Source organism: Salinibius halmophilus (assembly GCF_003577475.1).
Taxonomy (GTDB): Bacteria; Pseudomonadota; Gammaproteobacteria; order Pseudomonadales; family Natronospirillaceae; genus Salinibius; species Salinibius halmophilus.
The window spans coordinates 141,967-161,740 of the sequence record NZ_QPEP01000007.1 but is presented as its reverse complement, the minus strand read 5'-3'; the positions used below and the strand labels follow the sequence as shown (position 1 = coordinate 161,740).

Annotated in this window: 12 protein-coding genes; all 12 read right to left on the bottom strand. The window is 48.5% G+C overall.

The features are described 5' to 3' along the window. Window positions 1-5 precede the first annotated feature (5 nt). Window positions 6-407: an SMI1/KNR4 family protein gene (locus DUW71_RS09750; protein WP_119395065.1), complete on the bottom strand. Its 402-nt coding sequence runs from the start codon at window positions 405-407 to the stop codon at window positions 6-8. Beyond that, window positions 400-1,005, bottom strand: a complete 606-nt coding sequence (locus DUW71_RS09745) for an HNH/ENDO VII family nuclease (protein WP_199671196.1) — start codon at window positions 1,003-1,005, stop codon at window positions 400-402. Before DUW71_RS09745 ends, DUW71_RS09750 begins: the two co-directional genes overlap by 8 nt. Then, complete coding sequence (locus DUW71_RS09740) at window positions 1,002-4,259, bottom strand: ATP-binding protein (protein ID WP_119395064.1); 3,258 nt, start codon at window positions 4,257-4,259, stop codon at window positions 1,002-1,004. Before DUW71_RS09740 ends, DUW71_RS09745 begins: the two co-directional genes overlap by 4 nt. Before the next feature lie 11 nt (window positions 4,260-4,270). Next, window positions 4,271-5,221 carry a hypothetical protein gene (locus DUW71_RS09735; RefSeq protein WP_119395063.1) on the bottom strand — a complete coding sequence of 317 codons (951 nt, stop codon included), beginning with the start codon at window positions 5,219-5,221 and terminating at the stop codon, window positions 4,271-4,273. A 38-nt stretch (window positions 5,222-5,259) separates the two neighbouring features. Continuing rightward, window positions 5,260-7,548: a dynamin family protein gene (locus DUW71_RS09730; RefSeq protein WP_119395062.1), complete on the bottom strand. Its 2,289-nt coding sequence runs from the start codon at window positions 7,546-7,548 to the stop codon at window positions 5,260-5,262. Window positions 7,549-7,584: 36 nt separating this feature from the next. After that, window positions 7,585-8,874 (bottom strand): dynamin family protein, encoded by a 1,290-nt coding sequence (locus DUW71_RS09725; protein WP_119395061.1) that lies wholly within the window; start codon window positions 8,872-8,874, stop codon window positions 7,585-7,587. 149 nt (window positions 8,875-9,023) lie between these two features. Beyond that, a complete protein-coding gene (locus DUW71_RS09720) occupies window positions 9,024-12,680 on the bottom strand; it encodes an Eco57I restriction-modification methylase domain-containing protein (protein ID WP_119395060.1) in 3,657 nt (1,218 codons plus the stop codon). Window positions 12,681-12,718: 38 nt separating this feature from the next. Beyond that, window positions 12,719-16,186 carry a BREX system P-loop protein BrxC gene (gene brxC / locus DUW71_RS09715; protein ID WP_119395059.1) on the bottom strand — a complete coding sequence of 1,156 codons (3,468 nt, stop codon included), beginning with the start codon at window positions 16,184-16,186 and terminating at the stop codon, window positions 12,719-12,721. 15 nt (window positions 16,187-16,201) lie between these two features. Further along, window positions 16,202-16,744: a BREX protein BrxB domain-containing protein gene (locus DUW71_RS09710; protein ID WP_119395058.1), complete on the bottom strand. Its 543-nt coding sequence runs from the start codon at window positions 16,742-16,744 to the stop codon at window positions 16,202-16,204. Beyond that, complete coding sequence (locus DUW71_RS09705) at window positions 16,725-17,504, bottom strand: hypothetical protein (RefSeq protein WP_199671195.1); 780 nt, start codon at window positions 17,502-17,504, stop codon at window positions 16,725-16,727. The genes DUW71_RS09710 and DUW71_RS09705 overlap by 20 nt, the downstream gene beginning before the upstream one ends. A 192-nt stretch (window positions 17,505-17,696) precedes the next feature. Then, entirely contained in the window at window positions 17,697-18,434 is a 738-nt protein-coding gene (locus tag DUW71_RS09700; protein ID WP_119395056.1) for a retron system putative HNH endonuclease, read from the bottom strand. Then, window positions 18,418-19,737 carry an AAA family ATPase gene (locus DUW71_RS17815; RefSeq protein WP_119395055.1) on the bottom strand — a complete coding sequence of 440 codons (1,320 nt, stop codon included), beginning with the start codon at window positions 19,735-19,737 and terminating at the stop codon, window positions 18,418-18,420. Before DUW71_RS17815 ends, DUW71_RS09700 begins: the two co-directional genes overlap by 17 nt. Between the last annotated feature and the right edge of the window lie 37 nt (window positions 19,738-19,774).

Sequence of the window (19,774 nt, the reverse complement as noted above, 5' to 3'; positions counted from 1 at the left end):
AGTTACTAGGCTAACAACAGGTCAATTAAGAAGAGTTCTAGGTTATTGGCAAAGTCCCTTGTCCCCAGGTCAGGTAGAGTAAGCACAACAACTTTCTGCGCATCATTGTCGAACATATAATAATGACCATCGCCAATGCTCGACAAAGGAATTAAGTTCGCAGGAAAACCAGCCTTCTTCTTAAACTCACTCAAAGCATTAACAATGTTCAAAAATGACGATTCTTTTACACCTAGGCCATATGTCTCATTAGCACCCACTGAAATCACACCAAAGCGGCGCAAGTACTCTTTGTAGCAAGGTGCAAAGCATAGGCCAAGCTTCTGCTCAGCTGCTTCAACTTGTTCCGCTGTTGCTGGAAGGGTATCTGCGCCATTCATTTCAAGCAATTTTGCTAACTTATCCATTTTCAGTACCTGCCTGTTGCTTTATGTCTTCGGCTCGAGCTTGCCAATGCTCCGCCCGCTCTTTGGCAAAGCCAGTTCGGTCGATTTCCGATTCCTTAGTTTTGTCGTGAAGAACCTTATCATTGCCATCGCCGGTGTGTTCCGATTTACTTAGCTCAGCCAATGGGGCATCATTTTTCTGCCCTATATGGTGCAACTCAATCGGCCTTCCATCTTTATCTAAAGGTGGCTTGCCATTTTCCATTCGCTCTAGGTTAGTCGCGCCAAAATCATCTTGCTGTTCAAGGTCGATGTCTTTCTTAACCAACACTTCGCGATCATTCAGGCTTTTTGACTCAAGATCTGCGCCCATATAAATATCAGCTTCTTCATTGGAACCAACTGCCTCGATCACATCTTCCGAATAACCTAAGTCTTTTAGTTCCTTTTTCTTTGTGTCATCGAGGGGCTCAAAAGCTTCGCGTTTTGCCAATCTTTCGATGATTGGTTTATCTAAGTCTCGCAGCTCTTCGGGCGAATACTTCCGCTGCTCAAGTGAATCAAAGAGCTTTGGTCTAACTTCGGCTTGCAGCTCCTTCATATTAGGAATATCAATCACGATTGCGCCTCCCTCGGAAATTGTGTTGTCCACGCGGCATACAGATTAAAATAGTCTTTGCTCTTCAAAGAAAGCGCCTTTAGCACCGAATGGGAAATCTGAAGCAGCAAGACCCGATGGCATGAGCCAATCTTCTTGGATATGAGGGCTTCAAAGGCTGAGCTAAATTCAGCAACCGTTGCTGTCTCATTTGTCAAACGTGTTATCGCTTGTTCACAGTCCAAAATCAATAAAACAAGTTTGGCTAGTGAGCTAAAATGCTCGTCTTTATGAATGTCTAGCCGTGCTTTGCCATTCCCAGCATTTAGAATGCTGAATAAACTAACCTTGGTTTGAGTTGGCAGAGTGCTCTTCATCAAGTCTTCAGTCACCGATTGATGCTCTGCACTAGCGTCGATAGCACATCTAGGAGATACCAACCATTTCGCCAACCGAATGCGGAACTCGGCCTCATTCCAAAAGGCGGTCTTTGTTGCACAATAATCATAGCTCTTAAACTCTGGTTTAAAGTATTTTACTTTGCACAACACAGCCTCTAACCAATCACTTTGATAAACAACGGCAACACCGCTAGGCAGGCGAGCTAACTCATCAATTTGGTCATCGCTCAGCGCAGCTGACTTACCAGCTAGCACCCTATCCGCCTCATCAGGCAAACGCATGGTAATTTTGGTATTGCTATTGCGAATGGCAGACTTGTGTAAAGCGCCTGGAGACTGATCAGCAATAATAAAGCCTTCACCATAGGTTCGCATTTCGGCAATAGCATTACACAGAAGCTCTACTGACTTTGCGGCTAATGTACTGCTCTGCGTATGCTGATCGCTATGGCTACTGCTTAACAGGTGGTGTGCTTCCTCTAAAACCGTCACATGTTGAAGCGGCTGATTCATCTCATTGCTTTCAGCACGATGCTCAGCAAGTTTTATGATCAATAACCCCATAATTAATGACTTGGTTTCTTGAGAACCGACTCGGCTGAGATCGATAATGACATTATGGTCAAATAGTGCCTGATTAGTCATTTCATCTGCAGTGAATATTTCGCCATTGAGGCCATTCGACAACGAGCGTACTCGCGTAACTAAAGCACCCGTATAGTTACCCTTAACCTCGTCAGAATAGTCTGAGTGTGCAATGACAGACTCAAGTTCAATTAGCACGTCAGAAAAACTAGGGAACAGATTAGGCTCAAAATCTTGGGTCGAGCTGCTTAAATCCCAGCCACATGACCCATAACTTTGTAACAAAGCGCTCTTCAGCAATGCAGGCATGGCGTCATGCATCTGCCAACACACATTGAATACTTCAATCAAACGATCTATGTGTTCAAGCACATGGGTTTGCGCAGGGAATGAAAACGGATTGATCTTAAGCAGTTCGGCAAATTTGCTGTTGGTTCCCAATACTCGCACATTGGGGTCATTGCCTAGTACATGTTTATATTCACCCTTTGCCGGCTCTATGACCAAAAATGGAATACCTTGCTCTTTTATTTCGCTAAGCAGCGAGTAAATGGCGTTACTTTTACCCGAGCCAGTAGAGCCAGTCACTAGAGTGTGGCTGGCAAGCTGGTCTAAATCCAAATGAAGTCTTTGCTTTGAATCTGTCCATAAATGACGGATAACGCCTAATTCCAATTCTCGGGAATCCAATGATTGATTGGCATTTAGCCGCTGCACTTTTCGGCCAAATGCAGCCGCTTCTTTTACCACAACGTTTGAGGTAGATTTTCTTGGCAGGCTCAGTTGAATTGCCATTTCTTTGCTTGAAACAAAGGTTGCTGGCGTTAAAAACGAAAGATTCGCATTGCTAGCAAAGCTCGGTTTTAGCCTTGGGTGCGCTAGCTGGCTAAGCCAGTGCCGCACATCATTTGCCTTGTCGCTGTCCCAGGTTGTCATAGCCAGTTCCTCCATAGAAGAATCACTGCCACGAGTTAAACCTAGAAACTGGCTAGCCAATGCTTCTGTCGTCGCCGCGCTGTCAGCAATGAAGTAGGCAGCACTTTGCCAGCCACCATGGCTTTTGGCTTCATCCACGCGCCTTAAGTGGTGATCTATCTTGTCTAATAAGTTAACAATTCCTTTATCAACGACCTCAAAACTAAGCTGGCGTGAGGTACCCTGAGTTTGAGTTTTTCCTTCGGTACTATTTAAGCTCTTAGTCTCTGTTTCATTCTTGGTATTAGACGATGCGGCCGAATGAGAGTGCCCTTTGGTTTCACTAAAGTTATCAGTCTTTGACTCAGATTTACCTTGGGTATTACTACGTTGAAGTATGCCTGCCACTTGTGCCCCGGCGAAAGCACCTATAGGACCACCAACAAGAGCACCAATGCCCATTGCGCCAGCACCTGCAATACCTGAAATTAAATCTGGTGAGCTAGTGCTACTAGATGTTGAATGGGTGGTCGATTTAGAGGTGGTGCTACTAGAGTTGGTGCCCGTCGTTTCGGTTAAGCCAAGGCTTTCGCCTAACGAATGACTGATCCCCTCACTAATGCTTGTACTTACCGCCTCGCTGTCTTGCTCGCCATAGCTATATTGCCGCTTTGCTAAAGTAGATAGCTGCGTCGACACTTGCTCGAAACCACTGCGGACCACATTCAAGTTTTGCATCGAAACAGGCTCTGCCAGAATTAGTCCTTCGTAAACTCGCTCCTCCGCTGCATCAATAAAACGCTCAAGACCTTGCATAAAGTGCTCTTGATCTTCGGTCGATAGACTAGGCACACTACTTACCGCAGTGACTGTATTACCAGCTTTGTTGTCGCCTAACTTATTTAGTAGCGCAGTTGTCTTAGAACCATCGAGCTTTGAAAGCTTACTACCAGGAAAGTGACCTTTAAATGTTTCTTGCAATAACTCGCCAGAGTTTTGCCCAAGCATTCTTCCAGGCTCGCCACGCGTGCCTATATAAAACAAGGTATCTTGCCCATCTGACGTTAAGTACAAAAACACCGTATAACCCGCTGCACCCATTGCGGTGTAAGCAGCTGTCATGCTTTCTATCACTGATTGTTTGTTTTCTTGTACTAATCGCTCAACTTGAAAAATTCGCACATCCGAACCAGGACTAAGCCGCACAGAACTTGTGCCAGCCATAGGTAACACATCGTACTGCCCTAACTCAGCCAAGTAGCTTTTGTTAATTAGCACATTGGCTGTAGCCAAGGTGGTAAGCGCTTGCTTCTGCAATGGTAATAACTCATCAGTCTCTGTGAGCTCCTGTGATCGATTCCCTGTTGCTTCCATAGCAAACTCCTCTAAATTAACACTGCAAGAACGACTATAGCTAGCGCAGCGGCAGCGCCACCAACTAACAACATAGCCTGTAAAGAGTTATTGCCCGTTGGCTGTTTTTCTGGTGCAGGGTGAGCAGACCTAGACCTTCGTGTCGTTTGTGGTTTGGCATTCTCAGCAACAGTTACTTGCGCAGGCCTTGAGATGCTTTTTATAGGTGGCATTGCTTTGGCAGGCTTAAAGACATGCTCGCGCACCTCAATCATGTGGCTGATACGTTCTTCGCTAAAGTTGGAAGACGCGTACACTTCTTGCAAATGATAGTAGTCGTCAGTCCATTTAGAGCTGTCTTCACTCATTGCCTTGGCATAAGCATTTTCTTCGTAGGCAACAAAAAGATTAGGCTGTTTAGAGCGCACCCAGGCAAAAGCTTGCTTAATCGTTTCGGTCGGTAAACGCTCGTCATTCAGTTCCATAAACAACGCGACGCGTATCGCCGACAAGTCACCTTTCTGCACACAGTTTTCTAGAGAAGGAGACGGCGTAAAGCCTTGCAAATTCACTGAAGCGAGGGACGATTTCATCGGGTTATCCTTATTATTTTCAGCACCACCTGTACTATTCTGCTTCGGTTGCACTGGTTTCGAAAACCCAGCGACACCACGCTGTGTTAGGTAACTCTTTACTTCTAATAAATGGTTGAGACGCCGCTGGCAGAAGTTTTTCTTCGCCGCAAACAACTGCTTTTCAAAGTATCCAGGGCGCTCCCATTCATATTTGTCAGTGCCAATTTCATCAATGACAACACTGGTTTTATACTCTTCGAACAGTGCCTGTTTATCAGAGGGCAGCTCTGCCATGACCTGGCGAAGCAACTCTGCGGAGCAATTAGGGTTCTTCACAAAGTCTACAATATGATCTTTAAACGCCGCTGGTGTTAGTTCTGAGCTCAGCAGTTCATTTGTTGTATTCATAACGCATTATCCTGTTGCTAAATAAGCCCAAGTTTCCATTAGATCTGCAAAATGCTGTCTAACTCCCTTTTGATCCCTTCGATCTCGGCAATTTCTTCTTCAGCCCTAGCAATCGCTTCTTTGCGTTCTTCCGTATGCTCGATCTTGTGCTCTAGATCAGCAAGCAAGGCGTTAAATTTTGGCGCAAACTCGTTATCTAAAAAGGCTAAATAGTTATCTACCAGCTTTTGGATATCTGATTCTATTCGCTCAATTGCGCCACTTTTAAGCGTGCTAAACTGACTGCGAATATTAATCACGCGCGTTTTCCATAGGTCGTGAAGGTCAACATAGGACTGCTCTTCCTTTACCTCTACTGTGCGAGTATCACCCCAGGTCCATGGTTTCCACCAGGTGAAATCACTCACAGTATATGAATCAACAACAACGTCTTTGGTTTGGATTTCATTACTGTGCAGCTCAATATTTAGTGAAAAATCATCAATCGATTTTTTTAGCACCTTGAATGCTGGTAGATTCAAACTCGAGCTATCGGGGAACAGTGCCTTCACTTGTTGCAGATATTCCTCATGTAATCTTTCTTTAGTCAGCTCTTGTGAGCGTTTAAAGGCTCTTTCGTACTCGTTAATTACTCGGTTAAACTCGAACTGTATATCTTGTGCCGAGCGATCTAACTTTGCGCTCGCCTCACTTTCACTCGCTTCGCCCTTGTAAGTTCTGCCTAAATCCGCAATATGTTGTAGTACCCGCGCTTCGGCTTCATCTAGCTGCACTTGCACTTCGCCAGGTAAATCAGGCCTTTCTGTTCGTAGCGTCTCTTGATAAGCAGCTGTATTAAAACCTTGCTCTCGGCGCTGCATAAGGTCTTGTATCTGGGCTTTAAGTTGCTCCAACTCTTTTTCGTTCATATCAAGCTGCTTGTTTAGCTCCGCTTCCTGCAAACCTTCTTCTAGCGCGGCCTTCATCGCTAAATGAGCCCGGTTTAAACGCATTGGAAAACTATATTTGGCAATATACTCATCGATAACAGCTTCAACGCCAGTGATACCGCTATTTAGTAGAGCCTCCGCCAAGGTAGCGTCTACAAGCGCTGGGTCGTTTTTCGCTTTATCTTCCATGGCTTGGCGCACGCTCGAACTTACCCGCATATATTGCGGCATTGCCATACTCGGCTCTTCGAGTAACAAGTCAGCCATACAGGCTTTGTCATTGCGCTCCGAGCGGGTCAGACTACCTTGGCGGCGAAGCAGATAAGCCATACGAGCAGAAACGGGGTACATAATCGGGTCGACGATGCCGTTCTTTTCTAAATATGCCTTAACATTTTCAAGCGCCTTCTCAACACTCTCCCCTTTCTCCGGATCAAACTCGTCCATTTTGTTTATCACAAATAGAAAACGGTCTCTGCTTTGTTTGCCGCCTTTTTCCATCGTGTCGGCAACCAGTCGCAGCAGCTGCTGATCATCATTAATGCCCAATTGGGTAGCATTGAGCACATAAACGATCAGAGGATTACGAGCGGAGTCTTGGATATAACCTAGCGTTGTACGCTGATGCTCAGCATCTTGGGCATTGTTCGGCCCTGGTGTGTCGGTTAATACCAGCCTAATGTTTGCATTTTCTTTTACTGCACGAATATTCCCATGAAGCTCGATGGTTTTGGTCTCTTTATCGCTATTCCACTTTTGCAGAATCTCGCGATCTACTTCTTCGACCTTTTCGACTAACTGACCAGTGCGGTCAAAGCGTTCACCTATAAACGTGTCACCAACTTCTTTATCATCATAGATCTTGGCGATTGTCGCGGTGGTTGCTTGGTTGGCGGCTGGCAGTAGATCTTGGCCCAACAAAGCGTTAATAAACGTGGACTTACCCGACGACATAGTCGCGACAACATAAGCATCAAAGTCGTTGTCGAGGGCCTCTTCAAAGTCTTTCTTAGCGTTCTGATCGCTTTGTTCAAGGTAGGAAGCAAACTTTTCCGATTCATATCTTAACCGAGTCATAAATTCGGTGATTTTTGTTAAGCGCTCCTGCGCGCCTTCCACTAGCGTATACGACAGCTCAATCTCCAGGCCTTTTGCTGTGGCTTTTTCGGCAGCTTCTTTCACATCTTCAAAGTCGGCTTGAACGCCTTTAAACTCGACTTGAAATTGCTTACAACCATTAAAAAGCTCAACCAACTCGTCAAATATTTGTTCGACCCAAAGCTGTAAACGCTTTTTACTGAATGCATTAATTTTTGACCCCGCCGCCGGTGCCTGACCATTAATCAAAAACTCAGTCTCAATCAAAAATGGATTGTGAGTAATATGGATGGTTTCCATAGAAAAATCCTTATTCGCTATCTGTTATTGTTGTATTTAATTGTGCCGAGCTGCTTTAGTAGCCAGAGCACGCACAGTACTTAAACCTGTGTACTCGATAAACGTAGTCAACTCGTCGTCGCTGTGTGTCGCCATGGTGCTCTGTTTCACCTTAACTAGCTCTTTCCGTAAATGACTTTTTAATAGTTGCCCATCGGCTGTTTGAATATCGGTTGCGGTGTACAAGTGAAATGGCTTTTCTCGAAAACGTTCCAGCTCTGCATTGAGTCTGCTTCGCTCTCGGCGCAATAGTTCTTGCTGGCTCAGCTTTTTGTTCGCTATGAGCGCTTGCTGCGCCATCAAAGGGATCACGGTGGCATTGCTGTACCCCATTCCCTCAAGGTAGCAACGTGCTTGTTGAATATAGTGCACCGCGGTTTCACCACGCTCCTCATCAAGCTGATCTATCTTGTTCAAAGCAAAGATCACTCTGCGATGTGACCGACGCTTGCCAATAGTGCGAATAATCTCAACGTCGTCATTGGTGCCAAGGTGCTCAGCATTTAATAGGTAAATCATTGGTGCATTAGGGTAGGTCTCGAGCGCACGAGTAAACTGCGCCTTGTGCCGCTCATCCATACTATTGTTAGCACCTGGTGTATCCACTAAGGTAAAACCTACTAACCCCCTGCAAGATTGATTGGTTATGTGTGGGATGGTGATTTCAATTTCGCCAATATAACGCCAGCTATTCCATCTTTTGATTTGTTCGGCACAAAGGCTCGAACTGGTTTTTACCAGTTTCCCAGATTGAGAATAGGCTTTGGCTTCGAAAGGTTGGTCGGCAGCCACAGTGATGCGCGTGATCTTGGCAGTGGTCGCCTCGTTGCCGGTAGGCATTAATTCCATGCCCAACAAAGCATTAATTAAAGAAGACTTACCAGCACTCATTGAGGCGGCAATCAAAATTGGTTTTGGCTGCCTTGAATGACCCCAAAGCCCAAAAAATCCTTTGTTCGGGCGTGTTGTGATTGCTAGGTTGTTATGCAGAGGCGCAAGGGGCTCTTCAACATCACGCGCATGCTGGCTCGCGGCCCTTTCAGAACGCGCGCGATGAAACCCAAGCCATATGCCCCTTGAACTAGCAGTAAGTGTTTCGCTACCTACTTGCTCTATGGTGTGCTCTTCAATCATCGGTTCTTCGTCCAGGTCAGAGAACTGCTGTTCCGGCACTATATCCTCGCTGGCTGGCAAAGATTCATCTAACGTACCGTCAACTAGATTCTCTCTTTTTTTCCCTGTGACTGATCCCCATATTAAGCTTCCAGCCTTATTATTAAAAATCATTGCATATTAGTCCTTTTTGTGAACAGCCGCTTTGGGTAATGTCCTTATAGCGCAAATGCCTTTTACTGCTCATAAATTCCCTAGTCTTTATACTTGTTGTTATCGTTTTTAGCGCCTGCCTGGTTGGGCGGGCGCTTTGGTGCCGTTGGTTATGCCTCAGTCAGTTTTCCCGTCTGTACTTTGGCCTGCTTTTTGGCAAAGTCGTCGCGGGCTTGTTGTTTTTCGGCGCGGGTTAGGTGGTGGTCGTTGATGCGATCGCCTTCTTTGCCGCCGTATTGCAGGCCTAGGTGGTACCATGGGGCGCTTGGTACGTCTTTGCCGCGGTCTTTTTTCCAGTGGATGTTTGGTTTGGCACGAAGGATGCCGGCGCCTTTTTTGCCGATGTCGGTGGCGCTCATAAATGGGCGAATGTTGAGGCGCACGCCATCGTTGAGGTCGGGGTTCCAGCCAATTGGCTGCTCGTGTAGGGGCTTCCAGCGCACGAAGATGTCGTAGCCAGTGTCGGTTGCCGAATTGCCGGTGGCTTCGCCTTCTTTAATGGCTTCTAGTTCGGTGCGCAGGGTTTTGGCAGCTTCGAGGCGGATGTCGGCACCGTCGACACCTTGTTTTACGTTTTCGGTTTGCTGGCTGATCCAGTCGTTTAAGTAGGTGTAAATTAACCGGTCGAGGTTATTGGCATCGAGCTTGTGGTAGTTAACCAGGGCGCTAAAACCATCTTTCAGACCATCCCACACTTGCCAAATAAATGGGCGATGTTGGAATAGCTTGCAGTGCTGCTCAAAAAACTTATCGCGCAGCCAGGCTTCTAGCGATTTCGCACCGACACTGTCCAATAACTGGTCGCGTACGGTGTTTGACCAAGCCTCACCATAAGCCGCTTCGAGCATTAGTTCTAATCGGCGTGCCGCCGCGGCTTCGCCGCGCAGAGCTGGCAAACAAACGATGCCATCGTCGTCGACCAAATCATCACCCAACAACTTATCACAGCGTTTTACCCACTCACGTTGTTCGACTGCTAATTCCATTTCATTGTCTGATAAAGCGTCAAGTTCGGCTGGCCAGCGATAGCCTAATAACCTGGCCGTGGCAACTTGCAAAACGGTGTCGTCAACACGCAGATCACCGGGTTCAGTCCATTTGCTATCTTCGCTCCAAACCACCGAACCACATGGATGACCATGGAAAATCCATTGGGTTGGATCATTGGTATAGGGTTGAGGTAGGCCGTTAGGATATTGTTGATCAGCTACAGAATGCCACTTAGCCTTGTCATACGGTACTTTTACCAACGTGCCGTTAGTCACATTTAATTTTTGGTCAATGGCACGAATCTCTGTAAAGTATTCCTCCGAGCTTACATAACAATACATAGCAGTCAGTTCACTTACATCTTGAGGAACCATAACAGCAATATTCTGGTGGAAAATACCCTTCGAGTACCCATAGGCTTGAATTACACGCATCCTTTGCAGTGCTATTGCTTTGCTATCAATAGCCTTTATGCCCTGGATACGTGCACTACCCGATGAATGTAGGCCGCCTATGCCATTTTCCCACCGGATAATCTCACACTGCCCCTCGAAATGCCCATCTGACAACGGCGTACCCTGGAACCATTCCCAATTTTCATTCAAGCGATCCAGTTCCCAAACTTTCTGAACATACCTAGGGTCATCACCAGTTTGCACTCCAACATAACAATCTGCACTTTCAGACAAGAGCTCGAGATCAGATCCTTCATCAAGATTGACCCTAAAATCCGGATTCTCCAACTGCCCTGCTTGGCTAACCGATTTGATCTCTTCAACCAATAACGCCTCGGCTTTATCGGCGGCGGTTTTGTAGTCGGCGACGTCTAGGCCGCGGAGCTGGTGGTCGTTGTTATCACTGGTGGTAGCGCCCAGAGTGAGGGCTGCTTCTGCGGCATTTTGGCCACGGGTAATGCCTAATAGTTGCACATTAAAATCCCACATAGGCGTTTGAAAGCCCTTCGGCCCTAATCGCGCCACCATATTCCAAGTATCTTGGGTGAGGAGCTGCTGGCGGAACTTTTTATAGCTGGTTAAAAATAGCCAGTTTTGTGGCAATACCACGCTGGTATGGCCACCCTGGGTGTTCATTTGTAGGCAGCGGTCTAAAAACACCGTGGCTAGGTCGTTTTTACCAGCCGGGTGATGTTTTTCGCAGTAGTTTTTCAGCACATCACTTTGTTTACCACGGGCTAGGTAAGGCACATTGGTGATGACCCAGCTGTACTGTTTGCTGAGTAACTGGGCGGCTTTGGTTAAACCTTGGGCGGCCACCTGGGCTTCGAAGGTTTGGCTTGTTTCTGCTAATTCGCCCTTTTCTGCCGCTTCTTCGGCTTTTAGGGCATTATTCAACGCGCTTTGCAGAGTTGGCCAGTTAACAATTTTGGCAGCGTCGCTGCGCTGAGGGTTAATTAGGCTGCCCAATACTGGAGCATGTTGAAAGGTTTGTTGTAGCCAGTCGAGGGCAATGCTGAGGTTGCTTTTTTGTGCCGAGCTAGTTGAGTTTCCTGAGCTTGCTGAATTATCTGGGTTGGCGTGGGCAGCAATTTGTTGGGCCAGTTGTTTCCACTCGCCTTTGGCCGCGCCAATGGCAACGCCACTGCAGGCTAGTTGTAGCTCGGGTAGCTGGCGGTAGCCTAGTGGGTTGCCGTTTTCGTCTGGGTAGCGCCAGGCCTCTAAAGCGATGGCAAACGCGGCTAGCTCAACGCAGCGCTGGTCTAGCTCGAGGCCATGCAGGTTTTGACTGAGTACGGCGTCGATTGCTTGTTTGGCGCTTAACCCTTCGTCGGCCATGCGCAAGGGCACCAGCATTAAAAATGCCGCCACCAAGAAGTGGCCCGAGCCACAGCAAGGGTCAATAACGGTTAGTTCACTTAACTGGGTTGGCCATTGCTCAAAGGTGCCCGCGGCAGGTGCCCAAGGGTTTTGCTCGCTGGGTGGTTGCTCGGCATCGGGTTTAACAAAACGCAAATAGCTGAGTGGCACACCCGGCACACTGGCAGTGCGGCGCAGTGCTGCTTCGTTGGTGGTGGTGCTTAGGTCGTTTTGGCTGAGTTGGCGATTGGCCCACCAAGCGCCCAAGGCGTTGTCGAGCAAAAAGCTCACCATGTAGGGCTCGGTAAATAGCTGGGTAACTGGGCTGAGCTCGCTGGCACCAATTTTAACCCCAGAGGCGTTTACCGCCTCTTTGCGCTCGCTTTGCCAAAACTGGTAGAGCCAGCCGAGGGCGTCTTGCGCCTGGAACGTGTCGGGATGAATGCTTTTAATCAGCTGTTCGAGTTGCTGAATGGCATCGCGCGGCAGGGCAATTTTGAGCGCTGGTGAACTGGCACGAAATACCTGCGGTAGCATGCTTGCAGCAATAAAACCGGCGGCCTCCCAACCACTGCGGGCGCCTAAATCGGCGGCTAGTTCATCGCAGTCGGCCAGTGATACGGGGTAACCTTCGCAGATCAGTAGATTGTTTTGCGCCAAAAAGTAGGCAAACAACATGCGGTGCCATTGCTCGTAGGCCACCTCGCTGACCAGATGGTCGATTTGCTGGCTGCTATCGCTGGCTTTTACATCACCCAGGCTGCGGCCATGGGCACGCAGCTGGGTACGTAATTTGGCATCAGCTGGCTGTAAATAGTCCGGCGCACTGCTTTCGCCCACGCCAATTCGTTCTATTTCTTCGCGGGCGGCCTTTTCGACCAGGGTTCTACCCTGGGTCACAGTTCTTTCAAGCTGGTTGCGCAGGGTTTTGCTCAGTGCTTGGCGTGTTTGTTCAACTGTCATCATTTTTACCTATTACTGGGCGCCTTTTAGGCAGACCACTAAGAAACCGAAACCGGACCAGAGGCCAGTTTTTCGCGAATGTTGGCTTCGGCTTCGGCCAGCCATTGGCTAAGCTCTTCGTCGGTTTTAATTAGTTTGCGTGGTGCGTGTACCACTTGCATACGCGGCTCTAGGCGGCGCACGGCTTCGGCGCGGGCACGCTCAAACTTAGACGCCAGCGAGGCGGTCCGGTCGCGCCATTGGCTTAGGCTGCATTGGTCTAGGCTCTCGAGCACATGGCCATTGCTGGTTAAGTCGAGCGGTGGCATGGCGCTAATGTGGTTGGCTTGCAATACCTCGGTTTGCTCGGCTGGTTTTAGCTTTTGCCATTGTTGGTCGCCTTCTAGCTCGGCCAAACATTTGTCGTATTCCATCTGGTATTCTGTTTGGTGGTGCACAATGGCATCGCGCAGTGAGCTAATGGCCTTGGTAATCAACGGTGTTACAGGGTTTGGCGAGGCCAGCAAGCTGCGATTGGCCATAATGGCTTGTTGCTCTTGTTGCAGCTCGGCAAAAAAGCCCATATCGCGACACAGTGGCAATAGGTTTTGCAGCTCGGCCCAGTCTTTTTTGCGCTGGCCAATCAGCTCGGCCTTGGCTTGCCAGTCGGCAACGTCGGTTTTAATTTTGTCGGCGTTGGCAAAAATCTCTAGTAGCAGTTCGTTCCCCGCGTACATCGAGATGTCTTCTAGGTAATCTGGCACAGGGCTGGCTGGCAGTGGTGCATCGCCACCGGCTTGGCGCGCAAGGGCAAGGCCCATGTCTATAGCGCTGTGGGCTTTACTGGCTTCTTCACCGGGCTGCACCTGCACACCAAGCGCTTGCAAAGTACCTTTAATGCGCAGCAGCTGCATTGTTGTTAGCTGCACTTTTTCTGGCTTAAAGGTGGCTTTGGCAATGTCGCGGCGCTCTAGGGTTTTGGCATCGGTCATTTGACCGTTAAGCGTGGCATTAAGCTGGCCGTTGGCCAGCATGGCCATTAGGGCGCCGTCTATGGCATCGGTTGGCCAACCAAAAGGCGCATTACCAAAGTGCTGCTGTACTTCTTTGCCAGTTTTGCCAACACCCATAAAGCGGCTGACGGCATCCGTCACCGGGTGGTTATTGCCTGAGCTGTTATCTGTGCTGCTTTCGTTACTAGCGCCAAGCAGCTGAATGGCGTTTTCGCCACCGGCGCGGCGGGCGGCATTGTATACCTGGCCCCATTTGCTGTCGTCGGCTTTTTTAAACTCTGGGTAAAGGCGTTCAATGGCTTTGCGACCAGCGCTGGTTAACTGTTCGGCTGGCGTGTCGCCATCGACCTCGCTGCCACCGGCCATTTTAACTTGAATGGCGGCGAAGATTTCTTTGGTGATGCTGTCGATGCGCCCGTTGGCATGGCTAACACGTAGCTGGGTGGCGGCTTTGGCATCGCGCCCCGCTTCGGTTTTGGGTGTGCCACGGCTTTCGAGTGTTAGCTCGGCAGCCTTATGTTCGACCATGGCGTCGAATAAGTCACTTTGGTGCAGGTTTGGCACATATAAATAAATGGTGGCCTGGTCGCTGGTCGCTCTGCGCGCTTCGGTTAAGAAGTTCTTTTCTGAATCGTTTAACACATGCACATAGAGTTTTTCTTTGGCATCGGCCGGCAGTGACGATTCAAAACAAGCATGCAGTGGCCGTGGCACCATGCTGTCGCCCTGGGTCAGGCGCGTATTGCCAATGAGTCGGCGGACATATTGCTGCAGCATATCGAGGCGCAGGTTTTCAATGCGGCCAGGGTTGCCGGTTAACTGGTTGCGCTCGTTGATGTATTGGTCGTACCACTGCTGGCTTTCGGCAGTTTGTAAGCGGTATTCAAGCTGGCCTTGGGCATTTTGTATCGACATTAGTAGACCTTGCTTGGCCAATGAATCGAGCAGTTCAGGCACGTCGCGGCGCATGCTGTTTTTTTCGCCGGCTAGGTCTTCAATCATTAGGTCGGCTAGGTAGTCGGCCGTGGCAGCAATGCCGTGGTCAACGTCGGTTGGCAGTTTGCCAATGAGCAGCACGAGCGCCAGCACGCGAGCTTCTTGCTGTTCTTGCTCGTTGCCATCGGCTTTGCGCGAAATAGTTTCGTGAATGTCTTTGGAAATCACCTGCGCTTGTACCAGCTGAGTTTTTAGCTGGTCGTAAATAAAGTCGGCGGGTAATACGTGGCCTAGCGGCTTATGGGCGGTGGTTTTACAGGCGTCGTGTACAATACGTAGCTGTGTACGTAGTTGCGACACTGTGCCGGTGGCATCCAGTGCGTGCAGAACTTTGTCCCAAAAACGGCGGCGCACGGGTAGCAACGGGTAGTCGGCAACCATGTGCTCTTCGTCGGCCGCATTGTGCTCAATCACGGTGCCATGCATGTGACGCGCAAGTTCACCTAGGTGGCCTTTTATTTCGGTTTCGATGGCCGAGCGGGCCGATTCTTTTTTTTGCAGAATCACTTTACGAATTACCGAATCAACGTCGGTGTCTTCTAGCTGTACTTTTAGCTGAAAGCGGCCTAATAGGCGCTGTAGGTTTTCGTTGCTGCTTAGTGCACTTTGGCCGGTAGCGACAAAGATTACTCGCGATTTTAGCTTGGGTGCCGAACAGAGTTTTTCGACAACGTGTTGAATGTCGTGGGCGCGGTCTACTTCGTTGCCAATAAACTGCTGTACTTCGTCTAGCACGATTAGCGTGAGCGGCACTTCGCCGTTATCTTCGAGAACATCAAAGAAGGTTTGCTGCAGGTCGTCATCGCTGATGTCTGAGGTGATTTTAGGGTACTGACTGGCAAGCAGTTTACCAACTGCCGGTACACTCTCGGCTAGGTCTGGCATGTGTTTTAAAAGTACTTTGTGTAGGTCGATCGCAACATAGAGGTTGCGCAGTGCTTTTTGCCACTGCTCTTCGCCTAGCTCTTGTTGAATGGTGTTTAACAAGCCTTGCTGCTTGAGCCAAACACAAAAGCGCACTAGGTGATATTGCTCGGGTAAACCCAGCGAGCGGAATAATACGGCTAAAACCGACAAGCGCACGTTTTTGGTGCCAGCGCTGCCGATGGTGCCCGATGCATGGTGTTTACCAGGTGTTTGCAGAGCAATACTGTCTAGTTGGTTAAATAGTTCTAGCGTGCTGTTTGGTAAGTTGGCTAGCGTGCGGGCGTTTTGATTGCCAATACTATCGTTGGTCCACAGTGCGGCCATCATTTTGGCTAGGTGTGATTTACCCGAGCCAAAAAAGCCCGAAATCCATACGCCTGGTTGCTCGTCGCGGCCGTTAAAGCAGTTGATAAACTGGCTTAAAATGTCCTCGATGCCTGCTTGGTATTTGCCATCGCAAACGAAGGTTTTTAGCTCATATTCTAATGTGGCGAGCGATTCCGCGTCGCGGCTATCACTTACTTTGGCCACCCCTTGGTTTTTTAATAGGTGGGTGGTTGGGTCGTTATGGTAGATGTCTTTGTTTAACATGAGCGATCCTTATTTTTATCCTTTTAATGCGGTTGCCAAGTAGCCCCAGCCGTTTTTTGCGTCGAGCAGGCGGTAGGTATTGCCATCTTTTTCGCCCGGAAAAAACACTAACAAACGTCCTTCAATTGTGTCGGCGAGTTGGCGAACCAGGTCTGACACCGAGCTGATGCCAAAAAGTGTGCCGCAGCCTAATAATGCAACGACAGTATTGGCGGTTTCGCTTTGCGCCTGAATGTTTTGGCGCAGTTGGCTGACGAGGTCTTCGGCAAAAAACTCGTAATTGGCTTCTAGGTATTCTGGGTTTTCAAAATAGGCTTCGGCGTATTCTTGCCCAGCTAACCAGGCTTCGAAGGCATGGGTAATGTTGAGCAGTTGCCATTGGTGGCCATGGGCCGTGGTGGCTTGCTCAAAGGCTTCGAGTCTGGCGCGTAGTTTGAGTTCGTCTTCGGGTTTATAAATGGCAAAAATTGAGCGCTCTTCGCCCGACGCAACGGCAGGCCAAGAGAGGCTAATATGGCTTTCGTATTCTTTTAGCAGATTACTGATGCGGTCGGCCATTTAGGGTTTCCTTTTCTGATTCGGTTAGCCAATTTGGGAAGCGTATTTCCATCACTTCACTGGCATGTGAAAACTTGATTAAACCGCGGCTATGGGCGTTATGGGCAAGCGCGATGAGTTCGTCGCGATTAATGCCTAGTAGTTTGAGCCATTGGCTATTTAGGCCAATGTTGCCATCTTCGCCGTGCAGGTGGGCAATAAATAAGGCAAATGCCACATTGGTGGCGCTAACATGCGGCTGGCTGCGTGTTTTTTTTGTTCGCCCTTGCAAATAACCAGCTTGGGTTAGGCTGCCATTGATGTTTTGGGCAAACGAGCTCAACGAGGCTGGGCTATAACCACCAGGGTTATGTTGCTCTAATAAGTCCATGGTGTGCTGTTTGCTATATGGCTCACCAGGTTTTACGGCTTGCAGCATTGGTATGGCAATTCGCAGTAGTGCATCGCGGCAAAAAGCGAGTTGCAGGGCTAACAGGGGCCGGCTTTGCTCGCTGGTGTTTTGCCATAGGGCTAAAAAGTTGCGATACAAACAAATGCTGTCGTCTAGGCCGTATAGGTCGGTTAGGTGGCGGTAGGTCAGTTTGCGACTGTTGGCGGTGTTTTTGTGCAGCACATTAAAGTCGATGATGTCGTCTTTAAAGGTGCTCAAGGCAGCACCTTGCGGGTGCAAGGTTAGTAGCTCGGTGAGCTCGGCAATCATCATGCTGCGCGCCGAATGCGCCCCACTTTTGCCGTATTTAAATCCAAATGCTTCTAACACCTTAGTCTCCAACCTGTTCACCCTAGGCATCGAAAACAAAAAGTCTACCAAATCACACTTTTGCGCGCATGACTATGATGCTGTTTTCATTGCTTTTTCGCTGTTGCGAATGGCTGATAGCCTTGATATTGGCAGGGTTAAGCGACCTTTACGATACTGTATGTTTGTATAGGTCGCTTTTTAAGGCGGGTTTTAGGCGCTGGTAGTTTCAACTTCGGTTACAAAGGTATGCGCCAAGTCACCGTATATTTGACTGGTTAAGCTAAAAAACGGACTGAGCTGGCCGCCCCTTGGCACTAGGTCACAGCCCATTAAACTAGTCAGGCAATCGCCATTTTCGATGTGTACATCGAATGCTTGTTCAATCTCGTCGTACCACTTTTCTCGTTCAAGTTTTAGTGGCTCTGCGTTTAGGTTAAGCAGATCAATCGTATATTGGGCGTTTTGCTGATCGGTTATGCTTTTCGATGGATGCGGTGTCATTTCACCATTGGGTAAAAACAGAAAATAGCCACGACAGTTATCTTGCAGCGGTGAAATAAATCGGTGTTCATCATAATGGTTGTCTTTGGGGTCACCACCAAATATGGCATCTTTGGGAAAACGAGCTAGGTCGGTTTGCGCAAAAGCGCTCAACACCAAATTGTACTCATCAAAGGTTCTACTTGGGTACGCACTTTTTGGCTGCACATGATCAATGTGATAGCCAACTGCTAGGCTGGTTGGCCGCTCATCTAAACCGCCTTCAATTTTTAGCTGAATTTCGGAATAGGCGCATAAACCACGCTGCTCTTGCCAAAGGAACTTGCTTAGGAGGTCTTTGCGCATGCGCCTCCAGCGTGAAGCCGCTTCTGAGCTGTCTTCTGGAGGGCTCTGCTGGGCGGTGCGCAGTTCGGGCCGGTTGCAGTCGCGCTTAACTATTTTGTGCATTGGCCAATGCCTCTTTGCGAGCCAATACACGCTTAGCTTTGGTTAACCAGTCATGATTGCCAAAGTCTTGAGTTAAGTCTTCTAAACGGCTTTTTAACTCTGGTAGCTGGCTATTGTCGGTACACAACTCTACCTCAACCAAAAAGCTGCGTAGCAGTTCTATGCCATTGATATTTGGTACTGGGTTAGTACCCATTACCGCTTGCATGACTTCATTGCTTGGGTGCGCATAAGTTTTTGAGACCGGCGTTGAGGCAATTGAGTTACCAGCAAGGTCTGAAGACAGAACTCGAACCGACTCTTTTTTAACCGTCGAGAGCACCTGTGGGCTATGCGTGGTTAAGATAAATTGCACTTTTGGAAAGGCCTGCTGCAGTGCTTGAATAACCTTTTGCTGCCACGCTGGGTGTAGGTGCATATCCACTTCGTCGATCAGTACAATACCATTGGTTTGCTGGCTAGCATTTTCGTGTAGGTGTGGATTTAGCTTGGCGCAGCGCCAGGCTAAATCGGCAACTAGGGCTACCATGGCTCGTACGCCGTCACTAAGCATCGACACCGGTAAGATGCCGGCATCGTCGTGCGACATCGCTAGCTCTTCATGGGTTATGCTGTAGTGAAATTTGTACCAACCTTCACTAGCTAACACGGCGTTAACTGTATTTTGTATACCGTCAATTTGCTCTCGCAATGTGTAACCAGAATAGCTTGAATCGCGCTCTTGCTGGGTAGCGGCATATTCGGCTTTGCTCATCCATTGCTGAACTTGGGTAAAGCTAGAAGCCGCCGTAACACAGTCTTCGTAGCCCATTGTTCTACTCTCACTTAATACCGCTTTGCGTTTAGCATTCTTGTGAGCATTCCAAAGTCGGCCTGAGCCGTAGTACGCCACAACAGGAAGTGTTACATCTTCAAGCGCACGAACCTGTTCCATCAACTTTGCGCCATAGTTGGACAATAACTTAGCATTTTTTGTTGTGGTTTTGCCTTTGGGGCTATTCATTTCCCGATATACACTGCCGTTGAAACCATCAAACTCAGCCGTAATTAGAGCGGGAAAGATTTGTTCGTTATCAGACAGCTCTTTTCGTCTTTGAAAACGTGGATCTGTTCTTTCCATTCCTTTGTTTTTGCCCAAATCAAAAGCGCCGACAAAAGGGCCAAGGGCAATTGAAATAGCGTCTAGTAATGTTGTTTTACCTTGGCCGTTTTTTGCCACAATAACGGTAAGTTGGTCATGAAAATCGACCGTTAGGTGCTCGAAGCGCCTAAAGTTAGTCAGCGTTAACGATTCGATTTTCATGTGCAGACCTTTTGTAAAAGAGTGTTGAAACTATGGC

What these genes read in the sequence shown, in the direction of transcription:
- DUW71_RS09750 (WP_119395065.1), bottom strand. Translation starts at nt 407, where the DNA reads ATGGATAAGTTAGCAAAATTGCTTGAAATGAATGGCGCAGATACCCTT.
- DUW71_RS09740 (WP_119395064.1), bottom strand. Translation starts at nt 4,259, where the DNA reads ATGGAAGCAACAGGGAATCGATCACAGGAGCTCACAGAGACTGATGAG.
- DUW71_RS09735 (WP_119395063.1), bottom strand. Translation starts at nt 5,221, where the DNA reads ATGAATACAACAAATGAACTGCTGAGCTCAGAACTAACACCAGCGGCG.
- DUW71_RS09730 (WP_119395062.1), bottom strand. Translation starts at nt 7,548, where the DNA reads ATGGAAACCATCCATATTACTCACAATCCATTTTTGATTGAGACTGAG.
- DUW71_RS09725 (WP_119395061.1), bottom strand. Translation starts at nt 8,874, where the DNA reads ATGATTTTTAATAATAAGGCTGGAAGCTTAATATGGGGATCAGTCACA.
- DUW71_RS09720 (WP_119395060.1), bottom strand. Translation starts at nt 12,680, where the DNA reads ATGACAGTTGAACAAACACGCCAAGCACTGAGCAAAACCCTGCGCAAC.
- brxC (WP_119395059.1), bottom strand. Translation starts at nt 16,186, where the DNA reads ATGTTAAACAAAGACATCTACCATAACGACCCAACCACCCACCTATTA.
- DUW71_RS09710 (WP_119395058.1), bottom strand. Translation starts at nt 16,744, where the DNA reads ATGGCCGACCGCATCAGTAATCTGCTAAAAGAATACGAAAGCCATATT.
- DUW71_RS09700 (WP_119395056.1), bottom strand. Translation starts at nt 18,434, where the DNA reads ATGCACAAAATAGTTAAGCGCGACTGCAACCGGCCCGAACTGCGCACC.
- DUW71_RS17815 (WP_119395055.1), bottom strand. Translation starts at nt 19,737, where the DNA reads ATGAAAATCGAATCGTTAACGCTGACTAACTTTAGGCGCTTCGAGCAC.